Source organism: Xanthomonas sp. MLO165, from assembly GCF_018831305.1.
Classification (GTDB): Bacteria; Pseudomonadota; Gammaproteobacteria; order Xanthomonadales; family Xanthomonadaceae; genus Xanthomonas; species Xanthomonas arboricola.
Map to the genome: position 1 here is coordinate 4461955 of NZ_CP029263.1, position 14929 is coordinate 4476883.

8 protein-coding genes are annotated in these 14929 nt (G+C 69.2%); 1 reads left to right on the forward strand and 7 read right to left on the reverse strand.

Translation table 11 applies throughout. The annotated features are described in order from the left end of the window. Positions 1 to 22: 22 nt before the first annotated feature. Entirely contained in the window at positions 23 to 2731 is a 2709-nt protein-coding gene (locus DGN21_RS18800) for a bifunctional acetate--CoA ligase family protein/GNAT family N-acetyltransferase (protein ID WP_039521122.1), read from the reverse strand. A 261-nt stretch (positions 2732 to 2992) separates the two neighbouring features. Beyond that, entirely contained in the window at positions 2993 to 4360 is a 1368-nt protein-coding gene (mgtE, locus tag DGN21_RS18805) for a magnesium transporter (RefSeq protein ID WP_039521126.1), read from the reverse strand. A gap of 548 nt (positions 4361 to 4908) precedes the next feature. Here mgtE and DGN21_RS18810 point away from each other — a divergent pair. Beyond that, entirely contained in the window at positions 4909 to 6720 is a 1812-nt protein-coding gene (locus DGN21_RS18810; protein ID WP_054591201.1) for a monovalent cation:proton antiporter-2 (CPA2) family protein, read from the forward strand. Positions 6721 to 7241: 521 nt separating this feature from the next. Here DGN21_RS18810 and zwf read toward each other — a convergent pair. From zwf to DGN21_RS18835, 5 genes are all read right to left on the reverse strand, one after another. Beyond that, entirely contained in the window at positions 7242 to 9104 is a 1863-nt protein-coding gene (gene zwf, locus DGN21_RS18815) for a glucose-6-phosphate dehydrogenase (protein ID WP_160954440.1), read from the reverse strand. Beyond that, positions 9101 to 10900 (reverse strand): glycoside hydrolase family 15 protein, encoded by a 1800-nt coding sequence (locus DGN21_RS18820; protein ID WP_215825025.1) that lies wholly within the window; start codon positions 10898 to 10900, stop codon positions 9101 to 9103. The genes zwf and DGN21_RS18820 overlap by 4 nt, the downstream gene beginning before the upstream one ends. A 63-nt stretch (positions 10901 to 10963) precedes the next feature. After that, on the reverse strand, positions 10964 to 11293 hold the full coding sequence (locus DGN21_RS18825) for a phosphotyrosine protein phosphatase (protein ID WP_081280688.1): 330 nt from the start codon (positions 11291 to 11293) through the stop codon (positions 10964 to 10966). 26 nt (positions 11294 to 11319) lie between these two features. Further along, complete coding sequence (locus tag DGN21_RS18830) at positions 11320 to 14640, reverse strand: ankyrin repeat domain-containing protein (RefSeq protein ID WP_215825026.1); 3321 nt, start codon at positions 14638 to 14640, stop codon at positions 11320 to 11322. Next, positions 14633 to 14893: a YcgL domain-containing protein gene (locus tag DGN21_RS18835; RefSeq protein WP_039529613.1), complete on the reverse strand. Its 261-nt coding sequence runs from the start codon at positions 14891 to 14893 to the stop codon at positions 14633 to 14635. Before DGN21_RS18835 ends, DGN21_RS18830 begins: the two co-directional genes overlap by 8 nt. Positions 14894 to 14929 lie beyond the last annotated feature (36 nt).

The following is a 14929-nucleotide window of genomic DNA, read 5'->3' on the forward strand; positions in this document are numbered from 1 at the left end:
GGGACCGCGGCGTGACGTGAGGTCAGGCCGGGCGTGGCTCGCCCATTATAGGGAGTGTCACCGCCATCAGGGTCGCATCGTCCGGATCCGGGCGGACCCCGAAGCCCAGGCTCTGGCACATTGCCAGCATGGTGCGGTTCTCGCGCAGCACCTGGCCTTCGATCTGCTTCAGGCCCAGCCAGCGCGCGTACTCGATCATGATGCGCATCAGCTGCCAGCCGATGCCGTGGCCCTTGAGGTCGGAGCGGATCAGGATGCCGTATTCGCCGCGCTCGTAGTCGGCGTCGGCATGCAGCCGTACCGCGCCGAGCATGTCGCCGGTCTTGGGGTCGATGGCCACCAGCGCGATCGAGCGCGCGTAATCGAGCTGGGTCAGCCGCGCGATGAATTCGTGGCTGAAATGCTTGACCGACTGGAAGAAGCGCAGCCGCAGGTCTTCGTCGGTGACCCGTGCGAAGAACGCGCGGAACAGCGCGTCGTCCTCCGGGCGCACCGGGCGCACCAGCGCATGCGTGCCATCGCCCAGCCCGATCTGGCGCTCCCATTCCTTCGGGTACGGAAAGATCGCAAAACGCGGATGGCCGCGGCCCTTGTGCAGCTTGCGCGCGGGCGCCACCGCCACGCGCGCGTCCAGCGCGATCACGCCATCGCGGTCGGCCAGCAGCGGGTTGATGTCCAGCTCGGTGATCTCGGGGATGTCGGCGGCCAGCTGCGCCAGCTTGACCAGCACCAGCGCCACCGCGCGCTCGTCGGCGGCCGGCACATCGCGGTAGGCCTTGAGGATACGCGACACCCGGGTGCGCCCGATCAGCTCGTGGGCCAGGCGCAGATCCAGCGGCGGCAACGCCAGCTCGCGGTCGTTGATCACTTCCACCGCGGTGCCGCCGCGGCCGAACACGATCGCCGGGCCGAACACCGGGTCGTCGGCGATCCCGGCGATCAGTTCGCGCGCCTTGGGCCGCAGCACGGTGGGCTGCACGATCACTCCTTCGATCAACGCATTGGGGTGCGCGGCGCGCGCACGCGCCAGGATGCCGGTCGCCGCTTCGCGCACCGCCGCCACGCTGGACAGGTTCAGGCGCACGCCATCCACATCGGACTTGTGCGCGATGTCGCTGGACAGCACCTTCAAGGTCACCGTGCGGCCGACGGCCAGTAACGGGTCGGCCAGCAATGCGGCCTCGTTGGCGGTGGCGGCCACCTGCAGCGGCACGATCGGGATGCCGTAGGCGGCCAGCAGGCGGTTGGTGGCCACCGGGTCCAGCCAGCGCCGACCGGCGGCCAGGGCGTCGTCGACCACCGCCCGGGCGATGCCGGCATCCACCACGAAATCTTCCGGCAGGCTGGGCGGGGTCTCCATCAACGCCGCCTGCGCCTCGCGGTAGCGCACCAGGTGGGTGAAGCCGCGCACCGCGTCCGACTCGGTGGCATAGGTGGGCACGCGCGCGGCATTGAGCGCGGCGATCGCCGCATCGTCCTGGCCCAGCCATACGGCAAACACCGGCTTTTCGCGCTGGTAGCGGTTGCGTTGGTCCAGCGCGCGGGTCAGCGCCTTGGCCGCATCGGCCGAGGAGGTGAACGCGGTGGGCACGTTGACCACCAGCAGCGCGTCGTTCTCCGGGTCGTCCAGCAGGGCTTCGATCGCCGCCGCATAACGCGGCCCGTCGGCATCGACGATGATGTCGACCGGATTGCTGCGCGACCAGCCCTGCGGCAGCGACTGATCCAGCCGCTCCAGCGTCTTGGCCGACAGCTCGGCCAGGGTGCCGCCGCGCAGCACCAGCTGGTCCACCGCCAGTTGCCCCACCCCGCCGCCGTTGCTGAGAATGGCCAGCCGCCGGCCGGGAAAACTGCCGAGCCGGCCCAGGGTTTCGGCGGCGGCGAACAATTCGTCCAGCGCGCCCACCCGCAGCAGGCCGGCACGTGCGAATGCCGCGCCATACACCGCGTCCGAGCCGGCCAGCGCCTGCGCGTGGGTGTCGGCATTGGGGTTGATGCGGAACTGACGCCCGGACTTGACCACCACCACCGGCTTGGCGCGCGCGGCGGCGCGTGCGGCCGACATGAACTTGCGCGCATCGCCGATGCGTTCGACATACAGCAGGATCGCGCGGGTACGGTAGTCGGTGGCGAAGTAGTCGAGCAGATCGCCGAAATCCACATCCAGCGTATCGCCCAGCGACACCACCGCCGAGAACCCGACCGAGCGCGCCACACCCCATTCCACCAGCGCGGCGGCAATCGCGCTGGACTCGGAGATCAGCGCCAGGTCGCCGGCCTGCGGGCAATGCGCGGCGATGCTGGCATTGAGCCGCGCATGCGGGGCGATCACGCCAAGGCAGTGCGGGCCGAGGATGCGCATGCCCTTGGCGCGCGCGGCCGCCTCCATGCGTGCGGCCGGCGAGCCGGGGCCGCTGCCCAGCCCGGCGGTGAGGATGATCGCCGCGGCCACCCCGCGCCGCGCCGCGATCGACACGATGCGCGGCACGATGCGCGCTGGCGCGGTGATCACCACCAGGTCCGGCACCCAGGGCAGATCGGTCAGCCGCGCCACCGTGCGCACGCCATCGATCTCGCTGTAGCGCGGGCTCACCCAGCCGATCTGCCCGGGAAACCCGGCCGCGCGCAGGTTGCGCACCACCGCCCGCCCGGCCGAGCGATCGCGCGGACTGCCGCCGACCACCGCCACGGTGGTGGGACGAAAGACCTGCTGCAGGTGGTAGGTACTCATCGTGCGGAAGAGAACAATGCCATCGCGCTACGGTACACGCACTGATGGATCCAGGCATCGGCGCGCTGTGCACCATGAGTGTGTCACGCCGGGGTCACCACCCCCAACCGGGGGTGCAGAGGCATCGCTAGAGTCGGCGATGCACCAGGCCGATGCACCTGATGCGCCAAGGACGCAGGCACTCACCCTTCCGGTCAGTCGAGACACGTCCGGCATGGATAGAGGCCTGGCGACTGCTCGCCAGGCCTCCAAGGCAACCGATTACAACAGCGTGCCACTCAAGATCGCCGCGGCAATGCTGAAATAGATCACCAGCCCGGTGACATCCACCAGCGTGGCCACGAACGGCGCCGAGGCGCTGGCCGGGTCGAAGCCGAGCCGTTGCAGCACGAACGGCAGCATCGAGCCGGACAGCGAGCCGAAGGTGACGATGCCGATCAGCGCCGCGCCGATGGTCAGCGCCACCATCTGCCAGTGCGGGCCGTAGTCGTACAGGCCGGCGGTCTGCCAGATGGTGATGCGCACGATCGCCAGGATGCCCAGGATGGTGCCCAGGGTGAGCCCGGTCGGCAGCTCGCGCAGCGCCACCTTCCACCAGTCGCCCAGGCGCAGCTCGCGCAGTGCCAGCGAGCGGATCAGCAGCGAGGTGGCCTGCGAGCCGGAGTTGCCGCCCGAGCTCATGATCAGCGGAATGAACAGGGTCAGCACCACCGCCTTGGACAGCTCGTCCTCGAAGTGCTGCATCGCGCTGGCGGTGAGCATTTCGCCCAGGAACAGCACGCTCAGCCAACCGGCGCGCTTCTTGATCATCTGGCCGAAGCCGATCTGCATGTAGGGCTTGTCCAGCGCTTCCATGCCGCCGAACTTGTGCACGTCCTCGGTGGATTCGGCGATCAATGCGTCCAGCACGTCGTCCACGGTGACGATGCCGAGCACATGGCCATGCGCATCCACCACCGGGATCGCCAGCAGGTCGTGGCGGCGGATCAGGCGGGCGACTTCTTCCTGGTCCAGTGCCGGGTCCACCGTGACCGGCGGATTGACCTGCGCCACCTCCAGGATCGGCGCCTCCGGCGCGCCGGTGATCAGCCGGCGCATGGTGACCACCTGGGTCAGCACGCGGCTGTGCGGGTCGAGCAGATAGATCGCATAGACCGTCTCGCGGCTGCGCTCCACCTCGCGGATGTGCTGCAGCGTGCGGCCCACCGTCCAGTCGGCCGGCACCGCCACGAACTCGGTGGTCATCAGCGCGCCGGCGGTATTGGGCGGGTAGCGCATCAACGCCTGGATCGACAGCCGCGCCTCGGCACTGAGCAGCCACAGCAGCGGCTGGCGCTGCTCGGCATCCAGGCCATGGAAGATGTCGGTGGCGCGGTCGTCGGCCATCTGCCCGAGCAGGGAGGCGGCCTGCTCGGCCGGCAGCAACGCGACCAGCGCGCTGGCGGCATGCAGCTCGGGCTGTTCGAGCAATTTCACCGCACGCGGCTGCGGCAGCGCGGCCAGCACCTGTGCGGCCTCGTCGCGGTCGAGGGTGTTGAGGTATTCCACCGCATCGGCCGTGTTGAAGTCGGCGATGGGTGCGATCAAGGCATCGACGCCTTGGGCAAGGCGCAGGGTTTCGTTGTACATGGTGGTTCGCCTGGTGACGACCGTCGTCGATGACAGCCGGCGAACCTGAGCCTCAGGCGTGCGCCAGCTGGGTCATCGACCCGGGTCTAGGGTGACTGTCGCTGGACATGAGTAAGGGCTCCGAAGGGTGCGTACCGACCGGTGATCCGGGCGGCAGCGCGGCGCAGTCTGCGCGCCTGCGCCCGCTTGGTCAATGCCCTGCGCAGGCCATGCTCAGCGGGCGTCCAGGCGGACGCCACAACGCCGGGCCTGTCATGTCGACAAGCGACTGCACTGCACCCGACGACCGGCCGTGCGCGACCGACCAGGACCGTGGGTCATTGCCTGCAACGGCGGCTGCGTGCACGCATGCAATGCGGAACGACCTGGCGACATGCGGCTCAGTCATGCGGACGACGTGGCGCATTGCTGCCCGCGATGTGGTGCTGCCGGCTTGCATCACCGGACCAGAGCACACCGCCAATCCACACAGTTGCACGCAGCGCACGCCGATCCAGGCCAGCAGCCGACCGCGGGCGGCATAATGCGAACCTCAACGGAGAACGTGCATGCATAGCGGTGGTCTGGAACTGGCTCTGGTGCTGATGCTGGCCGCCATCGTGGCGGTGCCGGTGTTCAAGCGCTTCGGCCTGGGCGCGGTGTTGGCCTATCTGGTCGCCGGTGTGGTGCTTGGGCCCGATGGCGTGGGCGTGGTGCAGGATGCCGAGCGCATCAGCGGCGCGGCCGAGATCGGCGTGGTGATGCTGCTGTTCGTGATCGGCCTGGAACTGTCGCCGGCCCGCCTGAAGGTGATGCGTCATTCGGTGTTCGGTGCCGGCGCCACCCAGGTGGTGGTGACCACGCTGATCCTGGGTGGCCTGCTGATGCTCGGCAACCTGGGCTGGAAGAGCGCGTTGATCGTCGGCGTGGCGCTGGCGTTGTCGTCCACCGCGGTGGGCCTGCAGCTGCTGGCCGAGCGCAAGGCGCTCAATAGCGACTACGGGCGCCTGGCGTTCGCCATCCTGCTGTTCCAGGATCTGATCGCCATTCCGTTGCTGGCGGCCATTCCGCTGCTCGGCGGCAGCAAGAACGCCACGCTGGCATGGCCGGACGTGGCCAAGGCGGTCGCGGCACTGGCGCTGGTGATCCTGTGCGGGCGCTTCGTGCTGCGCCATCTGTTCAACGTGGTGGCGCGCACGCGCATGCCGGAAGTGTTCACCGCCAGCGCCCTGCTGGTGGTGCTGGGCACCGCCTGGATCATGCAGGAAGCCGGGTTGAGCGCCAGCCTGGGCGCCTTCATCGCCGGCGTGCTGCTGGCCGATTCGGAATTCCGCCATGAGCTCGAATCGCAGATCGAGCCGTTCGAAGGATTGCTGCTGGGGCTGTTCTTCATCTCGGTCGGCATGGGCATCGATCTGAACCGGGTGGTCGCCGAGCCAGGCCTGATCGCCGGCGGCGTGGCGATCCTGCTGGTGGTCAAGTTCTCGCTGCTGGTCGGCATCGGCAGCGTGGCGAAGTTGCCGCTGCGCAGCAGCCTGATGCTGGGCAGCGTGTTGTGGCTGGGTGGCGAATTCGCCTTCGTGGTGTTCAACGAGGCCGATCGGGTCGGCTTGCTGGAGCGCGCCAACCACGACCGGCTGGTGGCCGTCGTCGGCGTGTCGATGGCGCTGACCCCGCTGTTGCTGCTGGGCATGCAGCGCATCCTCAACGGGCCGCTGCGGCTGCATGCGCCCAAGTCCGACCGCCCGTTCGACACCATCGATGCGCAGACGCCCAAGGTGCTGGTCGCCGGCATGGGCCGCTTCGGTCAGGTGGTCGCGCGCCTGCTGACCGCGCGGCATGTGCCGTTCGTGGCGCTGGAACACAACCCGGACACCGTGGAAGATCTGCGCCGCTTCGGCAGCCAGCTGTACTATGGCGACCCCACGCGACCGGAACTGCTGCGCGCCGCTGGCGCCGACCGCATCAAGGTATTCGTGATCGCGGTGGACGACCCGGACACCAACATCAAGACGGTGCGGCTGATCCGCCGGCTGTATCCACAGGCCACGGTGCTGGCGCGCGCACGCAATCGCCAGCACGCCTGGAAACTGATGGACCTGGGCGCCGAACCGTTCCGCGAGGTGTTCGCCTCCAGCCTGGAACTGAGCGAACGCGTGCTGACCTCGCTCGGCCTGGGCGAGGCGGTCGCCAAGGATCACGTCAAACGCTTCCGCCAGCACGACGAAGAGTTGCTGCATCGCCAGCACCTGGTCTACGACGACGAAGCCAAGGTGATCCAGACCTCGCGCGACGCACGCGCCGACCTGATGAATCTGTTCGAAGCCGACATCAAGGCCGATGTGGACGGCGAGCCCGCGCCTACCACACAGGATCGCTGAGCCCTTCGTAGGAGCGTGCCTGCGCGCGACCGGGCGTTACCGATAAAGCCCGTCGCGCGCAGGCACGCTCCTACGTGGATGTGGTGCATCGTTCGTCAGCGGTAACGGCGCCGTCGCTGCCTCGGCGACGACCTGCACGCGAGCGGCCGATTGCGTCCAAGTCATGCGCCGATGTGATGGCGAGCCCCCACCAACCACCCACAATCACTTCGCCCTTCGTAGGAGCGTGCCTGCGCGCGACCGGGCGTTACCGATAAAGCCCGCCGCGCGCAGGCACGCTCCTACGTGGATGTGGTGCATCGTTCGTCAGCGGTAACGGCGCCGTCGTTGCCTAGGCGACAACCTGCACGCGAGCGGCCGATTGCGTACAAGTCATACGCCAATGTGATGGCGAGCCCCCACCAGCAACCCACAATCACTTCGCCGTTCGTAGGAGCGTGCCTGCGCGCGACCGGGCGTTACCGATAAAGCCTCGTCGCGCGCAGGCACGCTCCTACGTGGAGCTGCGGCGGCTGCCTCCGTCAGCGGCGTGGCGCGCGCACCGCGGTCTTGCTGGCCGACTTCTTCGCTGCGCTCTTGCCTGCCGCGGTTTTGCCGGCGGTCTTTGCGACCTTGCCGGTTGCGCGTTTGCCCGCGGCTTTCTTTGCCGCACTGCCCGGCGACGTAGCCGCATCCTGCGATGGTCTTGCTGCAGCCGCGGATGCGCGTTTGGCTGGCGCCTTGGTGACCTTTTCGGCTGCCGCCTTGGTGATCTTCCTGGCCGGCGCCTTGGCAGCCTTCTTGACCGTCTTCCCGGTGGCTTTCTTGATCGGCGTGGTGGCGCTGCTGCGCGCTTCCGGTGCGCGGCGCGGCGGTGGCTTGCGGCCGGGGGTGAGCGCGCGCCAGGCGTGTCCACCGTTCATCGCCAGCAAGGCGTCGGCGGCCGAGGGTCCGGCGCTACCGGCGGCGTAATTGGGGAAATCGCTGGGCGGTTGCTTCCAGGCATCCAGGATCGGTTGCACGATGCGCCAGGCACCTTCCACCATTGCCGCATCCTGGAACAGGCCGGCCTCGCCGTTCATGCAGTCCTGCAGCAGGCGCTCGTAGCCCACCGTGTATTCCTTGGGGAACCAGTCGCGGTAGCGGAAGTCCATGCGCACCGGTGCCAGGCTGACCTGCGCGCCGGGGCGTTTGACGTCGAACTGCAGCGAGATGCCTTCGTCGGGCTGGATGTGCAGCACCAGCCAGTCGGGGCCATAGCCGCCCACTTCGGTGCTGCGGAACGGCGCCAGCGGCGCGGGCTTGAAGCGGATCGCGATCTCGGTGGTGCGCTCGCGCAGACGCTTGCCGGTGCGCAGGTAGAACGGCACGCCGGCCCAGCGCCAGGTGTCGACCTGCAGCTTCATCGCCACATAAGTTTCGGTTTCCGAATCGTCCGGCACCGTGTCTTCTTCGCGATAGCCGGGTACGGCGCTGCGGTTGACCGCACCGGAGGCGTACTGGCCACGCACCACGTCTTCGGGCCTGATCGGGCGCACCGCCTCGATCACTTCGGCGCGGCGGCGATGCATCGCTTCGGTGGTGAATGCAGCCGGCGGCTCCATCGCAATCATCGCCAGCAACTGGAACAGGTGATTGGGCACCATGTCGCGCAGGCAGCCGGTGGGGTCGTAGAAGCGCCCGCGCCCTTCCACGCCGATGGTTTCGGCGGCGGTGATCTGCACATGATCGATGCGGTCGCGGTTCCACACCGGCTCGAACAGGCCATTGGCGAAGCGGAACGCCAGGATGTTCTGCACGGTTTCCTTGCCGAGGAAGTGGTCGATGCGGAACACCTGGTCCTCATGCAGCACCTTGGCGACGGTGGCGTTGAGCGCGACGGCGCTGGGCAGGTCGTGGCCGAAGGGTTTTTCCACGATCACCCGACGCCAGCCCTCGCCCTCGCGTTGCTTGACCAGCCCGGCTTCGCCCAGGTTGAGCAATACCGGCTCGAAGAAGCGTGCGGCGGTGGCCAGGTAAAACAGCACGTTGCCCTGGGTGCCGTAGCGCTTGTGCAGCTTCTCCAGCGCGCCCCCCAGGGTTTGATAGGCACCCAGGTCGGTGAAATCGCCGCGCAGATAATGCATGCGCTCGCGCAGCCACTCCCAGGTGTCGGTGTCGAACTCGTCGGTCTGGAATTCGGCATCACGGCTGCTGAGCAGCTGGGTCATCGACTGGCCCATCATGGTGCGCCACGAACGCTCGCTGATATCGCCGTGATCCATGCCGACGATGGCGAACTGCTCGCCCAGTGCGCCGGAGCGGCGCAGGTTGTACAGCGCCGGCATCACCAGGCGCTTGGTCAGATCGCCGCGTGCACCGAACACCACGATGATGCACGGCGGGGTGGTGGCTTGTTCGTTCATGGATGTGTTTCCTCTTTGCCCATGCGTCCGTGCAGGCGCAATGCCGCATTGACCAGAGCCACGTGGGAATACCCTTGCGGGAAGTTGCCAAGCATGCGCTTGCTGCGCGGGTCGTACTCTTCGGCAAGCAGGCCCACGTCGTTGCACAGCCCGAGCAGGCGCTCGAGCAGCACGCGTGCCTGCTCGGTGCGCCCGAGCAGGGCGTAGTTTTCCACCAGCCAGAAGCTGCAGGCAAGAAAGGTGCCCTCGCCGGCCGGCAAGCCGTCGGCGCTGTCGTCGGCGCGATAGCGCTCGACCAATCCGTCGATGGTCAGATCGCGTGCGATCGCATCGGCGGTCGCGGCGATGCGCGGATCATCGGCCGGCAGGAACCCCACGATCGGGATCAGCAACAACGCCGCATCCAGACGATCGGAGCCGTAGCTCTGCACGAAGTGCCCATCCGGGTGCACGCCTTTTTCCAGCACTTCGGCGCGGATGTCCTCGGCAATGCGGCCCCAGTGCGCGCGCTTGGCCGCATCGGCATTGGTGATGCCATCGCGCGCGCCGCAATCGAACGCCAGCCAGGCCATCACCTTGGAATGCACGAAATGACGGCGCTCGTCGCGGATTTCCCAGATGCCTTCGTCGGGCAGGCGCCACAGTGTTTCCAGCGTCTCCAGCACCTTTTCCAGCAACGATGCCGACGAGCCACCGTCATCGGACGGCGGCGCCACGCCCTTTTCGCGCGCGTAATGGAACGCGCCGATCAACTCGCCGTAGACGTCGAGCTGGAACTGGTCCACCGCGCCGTTGCCGATCCGCACCGGCCCGGAATTTTCATAGCCGGGCAGCCAGTGCGCCTCCCACTCCTGCAGACGGCGCTCGCCGGCGATGCCGTAGAGCGCCTGCAACTGATCCGGCGAACCGGCGATGGCGCGTTGCACCCAGTCGCGAAAAGCTTCTGCTTCGTCGCGATAGCCGGCCTGCAGCAAGGCGATCAGGGTGAACACCGAGTCGCGCAGCCAGCAGTAGCGGTAATCCCAATTGCGGCTGCCGCCCAGGTGCTCGGGCAGCGAGGCAGTCGGCGCGGCGACGATGCCGCCAGTGGGCAGATAGCTGAGCCCTTTCAGCACCACCAGCGAGCGGCGCACCTGCGCGGTCCAGGGGCCGACATCGGTGCAGCGCCGCGCCCAGCCATGCCAGAACGCAGTCGTGCGTTGCAGCGCCTGTTCCGGATCGATCGCCGTCGGCGTGGGCTGATGCGACAGGCCGTGGCTGAGCACAAACCAGGCGCTCTCGCCCTGCCGCAGCGTGAAGTCGGTTTCGGTGCCCATGTCCTCGCCGTGCAGCGCCTGCGGCGAGCGCAGTGCAAGCTGGTCGGGGCCGGCAATGGCGCGGATGCCACCGTCGATGCGCGTCACCCATGGCACGGTGCGGCCATAGTTGAAGCGGAAGGTCAGGCGCATGTGCATCGGCACCTGGCCCTGCACGCAACGCACGATCCGCACCAGGTGCTGGTGGCCGTCGCCTTCATCGCTGGCGACCATGAAGTCGACCAGTTCCACCGTGCCGGTGTCGGTGTGCATGCGCGTGCACAACACCAGGCTGTCGTCTTCGTAGGCACGCTCGCTGCGAAAGTCGCCGGCCGGCGACAACGCCCATTGCCCGTGCTGCTCATCGCCCAGCAGGGACGCGAAAAACGCATCGGAATCGAAACGTGGCAGACACAGCCAGTCGATGGTGCCGCGGTGGTCGACCAGGGCCGCGCTGTGGCAATTGCCCAGCATGGCGTGGTCCTCGATACGCACGCTCATCGTAGAGGCGCTTCCTTCGTGCGAGGGAGGGCCAAGTTTTGCATGCGCGGTGTCGGGATCAGGTTACGACTGCACCGGCAAACGCAGCAGCGGTGGCACCGTGTGTTCCAGGCGACGGATCAGTGCCGGATCCATGTACGCGTAATCGTCGGGAATCTGCAGGCAGATCACCCGGCAATGGCGCAGATGCGCGGCGAAGCGCTTGCGCAGCAACTGCAGATGACGACGCTCCATCACCAGCACCAGCTGCGCTTCGTGCAACAGCTCCGGGGTGAGCTGTACCTCCGCATCGGCGGCCAGCCCGGCCGATTGCGTCTGCACGCCCGGCCAGTCGGCGAACACGCGCTCGGCAGTGGGGCTGCGCAGGCGGTTGCGGCTGCACACGAACAGCACCCGCAGCGGTGCGCCACCGCGCTGGCTCAGCGGCCTTCGCGCAGGAAGCGCGCCATCGAGGACACCCCCGGCAAGGCGGGTTCGAACTGGCCGGCCACATCGATGAAGCCGCGCATGATCGCGATCTCGCGCGGGGTGCGGTTGAGCGCGTCGCGGCGGTCGGCATCGGCGCCGGCACGCAGCAGGCGCTGCACCAGCAACGGCAGGCCGTGCAGTGCGGCCAGGTGCAGCGGGCCGAAACCGCGTTGATCGGCCACGTCCAGCGAGACGTCTTCGTCGAGCAGGCGTTCGACGCCGGCCAGCACCACCTGCTCGTCGCAGGCGGTGCCCGGTTCGGCGCGCGCGCCCAGCACCAGCAGCAAGGGGCTGACCCGGCCGCCGGCCAGGTAGCCCGGGTCGGCACCGGCCAGCAGCAAGGTATCCAGCAAGGCCAGCAGGCGGCTCTTGTCGCGCGCGGTGAAGCCGTACAGCGCGGCGCAATGCAGCGGCGCCAGGCCTTGATCGTCGTTGGCGTGCACATCGGCCGCCGCGGTGAGCAGGCGCGCCACGATATCCGGCAGGCCCAGCGCGCAGGCCAGCATCAGCACGGTGACGCCGCCGGGCAGGCGGTGCTCGATCTGCGCGCCGGCCTGCAGCAACGCGGCCACGATCTCGGTCTGACGCATGCTCACCGCCGCCGACAACGGCGTGGCGCCGCTATTGGCCGCGCGTTGCGGGTCGGCGCCGCGACCGAGCAGATGCGCCACCACGCCCAGATGGCCGCCACCGGCGGCACGCAGCAACGCGGTGCAGCCCTGGGCATCGATCGCATCGACCGGCAGGCCCAGATCGATCAGCCGACGCACCGCATCGGTGTCGCCGACCATCGCGGCGGCCGGCACATCCGCTTCGCGCAGGCTGCGCTGCGGCAGCGACCAGATGCGCCAGTCCAGCCAGTCGGCCAGGTCGCGGCGGCCGATCGACAGCGCCACCCCCAGCGGGGTCTGCCCGTCGGCAGCGCGCGCTTCCGGCGAGGCGCCCTGCTTGACCAGCAATTTCAGCGACGCCTCGCGGCCCAGCGCGGTGGCCAGATGCAACGCGGTCATGCCATGGCTGTCGCGCGCTTCGCGGTCCACGCCGTGTTCCAGCAACCACTGCTGCAGGCGCAGCCAGCCCAGCCGCACCGCCAGCGACAACGGCGGATCGCCGGCGGCCGACGCGGCGAACGGGTCGGCGCCGCGTTCGAGCAGTTCCAGCGCGAACTGTTCCAGCCCGCGCGATGCCGCATCGTGCTGCACGCAGGCGCTGAGCAGCCGCGTCAGGCCGCCGGCCCCGGCCGGCGACACGCCATGGCGCAGCAGCGCCTGCAGCGCCGGCACCGCCTCCACGCCCCGCGACAGCAGCGCGAACATCGGCACATCGCCGCAGGCATCGCGCACTTCGGCATCGGCCCCGTGGCGCAGCAGCCAGTCCACCGCATCGGCGTTCAAGGCCAGATGCGCGTCGTGCAGCAGGCCGCCGAGTTCTTCCGGGCCGCACAGGCGGGCCAGTGCGATCAGACCATCGCGCTGGCCGAACTGCAGGCCTTCGCGCAGCAGCACCAGTGGCGGGCGATCGGGCAGCACCGTCACGCCGGGGCTCTCGCCGTGCGCGTCACTGACCGCCGCCGGCAAGGGGTAGCCGGGATCGAGCAACTGCACGATCGCCCAGCGCCCGGCTTCGGCGGCCACATCCACCGCGCGACGGCCGTGCGCGTCGATGCTGTCGGCCGGCACCTGCAGCTCGAGCAGGCGCCGGATCAGCGCCGGCGACACGCTGTCGGCGGCGCAGGCCAGCATCACCGCATTGCGGCCCTCGCCGTCGATGGCCAGCACATCGGCCTTGCGCGCGACCAGGCGTTCGAGCACGCCGCTGCGCGCCTGCCGCGCCGCATCCAGCCACGGCGTGCGGCCGAGCAGGTCACGCGCTTCCAGGTTGGCGCCGGCTGCCAGCAGCGCCTCGACGATGTCGCCGTGTCCAGCCAACGCCGCTTCGTGCAGGGCGCTGCGGCGTTGGCGGTCGCGCGCATCCACGCGCGCCTTGTGCTTGAGCAGCAGTTGCACGCCGGCCGGGTCGTCTTCCTCGGTGCCGGCCGCCGCCAGCAGCACCGGCGCGCCACCCTCCGGTTCGGAGTGCGCGCCGCGTTCCAGCAGGAACTTGGCCAGCCGCCAGTTGCCGACCTGGCAGGCCATCGCCAGCGGCGAGTGGCCTTCGTTGTTGAGCGCATCGAGTTCGGCGGCGGCATCGCGCAGCAGCGCGGCCACGCCCGGGTCGGAACTGCGCACCGCGTGGTGCAGCGGCGTGTTGCCGTCGTTGTCGCTGGCGCGCGGGTCGGCCCCGTTGGCCAGCAGCGTCATCACCGCGTCCGGGCGGCCGTGCCAGCTGTCGCGGGTGGCGGCCAGCAATGGGGTCATGCCGCGGTGCGGCTGGTTGACGTCGACGCGGCGCACGATCAGCTCGCGCAGCAGGCGCAGATCCGGCAGTACCGCGGCCAGCGCGGGCAGGCTGCGTTGGTCGCGCCACTCCGGCAGCGGCATCGCCTGCGGGTCGGCGCCGGCGTCGAGCAACTGCAGCGCGCGGTCCACGCGTCCGCTGCGCGCGGCCTCGAACAGCTCCGGCACCAGTTGGTGCTGGGCCACCGGCTCCAGCGGACGCGGCTCGGCCGCCGCTTCGGAAAAGAAATCGGCCGCCTGCAAGGCCGCCGGGGCATCGCTGCGCGCCGGGGCGGCGGTGCGTTGCAACAGCAAGTGAGCGGCGGGCAGCAGCACGCTGGCCGCGATCGCCAGACTCCAGCGCAGGCTGCTCGACAACCAGCCCGGCCAGGCCAGCGCCACCACCAGCGTGCACATCGCCAGCACCAGGGCAGCAGCCAGCAGGCCGCGCCAGGCGTGCAACTCCTGCGTCGCCAGCGCATGCCAGCGCGGGGCCAGGGCGCCGCCATCGCGTTCGACCTCGCCCCACAGCGGCCAGGTCCGCCACAACCCGAGCAACGCGGCGCTGACCGCCACACTCAAGGCCAATGCGGCGGCCAGGCTGCCGCTGTCGCGCAGGGCGGTCAGCGGCCAGCTAATCAGGGCGGCCAGCGCCAGCAGGCCCACACCCCAGATCGTCAGCAACGGCGGCAAGGCCTGCGCAACCGCGCGCGGCCGGCTGGGCAATGCGCGGCTACCGCGCGCCCACGACACCGCCAGCGCGAACGCCGGCTGCGCCAGCCACAGCGTCACCGCGGCGACACCGCCGCCGATGCCGCCCAGCAACGACAACGCCACGCCGGCCAGGCCGGCCAGCGCTGCGGCCCGCAAGCGTGCGGCCCGTGCGGCCTCAGTCATAGTCGCACTCGCCCGCCAGCACCACCGTCTTGGGCAGTTGCAGATAGAAGCCGTGCCTGGCGAGCGCTTCGCGCACCGTGGCCACGTCGGCCTGCGCCAGACGGCGCTCCGGCGTCAACGCCACCTCCAGCACGAACGCGAACGGCGCCAGCTGCGCGTGCACGGCGGCGGGAAGACCGGAGAAGTCGTCGCGCGTGGCGAGATAGACGAAGGTGTCCTGCTTGCGTTGGCTTTTATAGACGTAGGCGTGCATGCGCGCGTGGTCGCGCTCGATCGGCAAGTGTGTCGC

Excerpts from the sequence above, each read along its gene's own strand:
- DGN21_RS18800 (WP_039521122.1), bottom strand. The coding sequence starts at position 2,731 with ATGAGTACCTACCACCTGCAGCAGGTCTTTCGTCCCACCACCGTGGCG.
- mgtE (WP_039521126.1), bottom strand. The coding sequence starts at position 4,360 with ATGTACAACGAAACCCTGCGCCTTGCCCAAGGCGTCGATGCCTTGATC.
- DGN21_RS18810 (WP_054591201.1), top strand. The coding sequence starts at position 4,909 with ATGCATAGCGGTGGTCTGGAACTGGCTCTGGTGCTGATGCTGGCCGCC.
- zwf (WP_160954440.1), bottom strand. The coding sequence starts at position 9,104 with ATGAACGAACAAGCCACCACCCCGCCGTGCATCATCGTGGTGTTCGGT.
- DGN21_RS18820 (WP_215825025.1), bottom strand. The coding sequence starts at position 10,900 with ATGAGCGTGCGTATCGAGGACCACGCCATGCTGGGCAATTGCCACAGC.
- DGN21_RS18830 (WP_215825026.1), bottom strand. The coding sequence starts at position 14,640 with ATGACTGAGGCCGCACGGGCCGCACGCTTGCGGGCCGCAGCGCTGGCC.
- DGN21_RS18835 (WP_039529613.1), bottom strand. The coding sequence starts at position 14,893 with ATGCACGCCTACGTCTATAAAAGCCAACGCAAGCAGGACACCTTCGTC.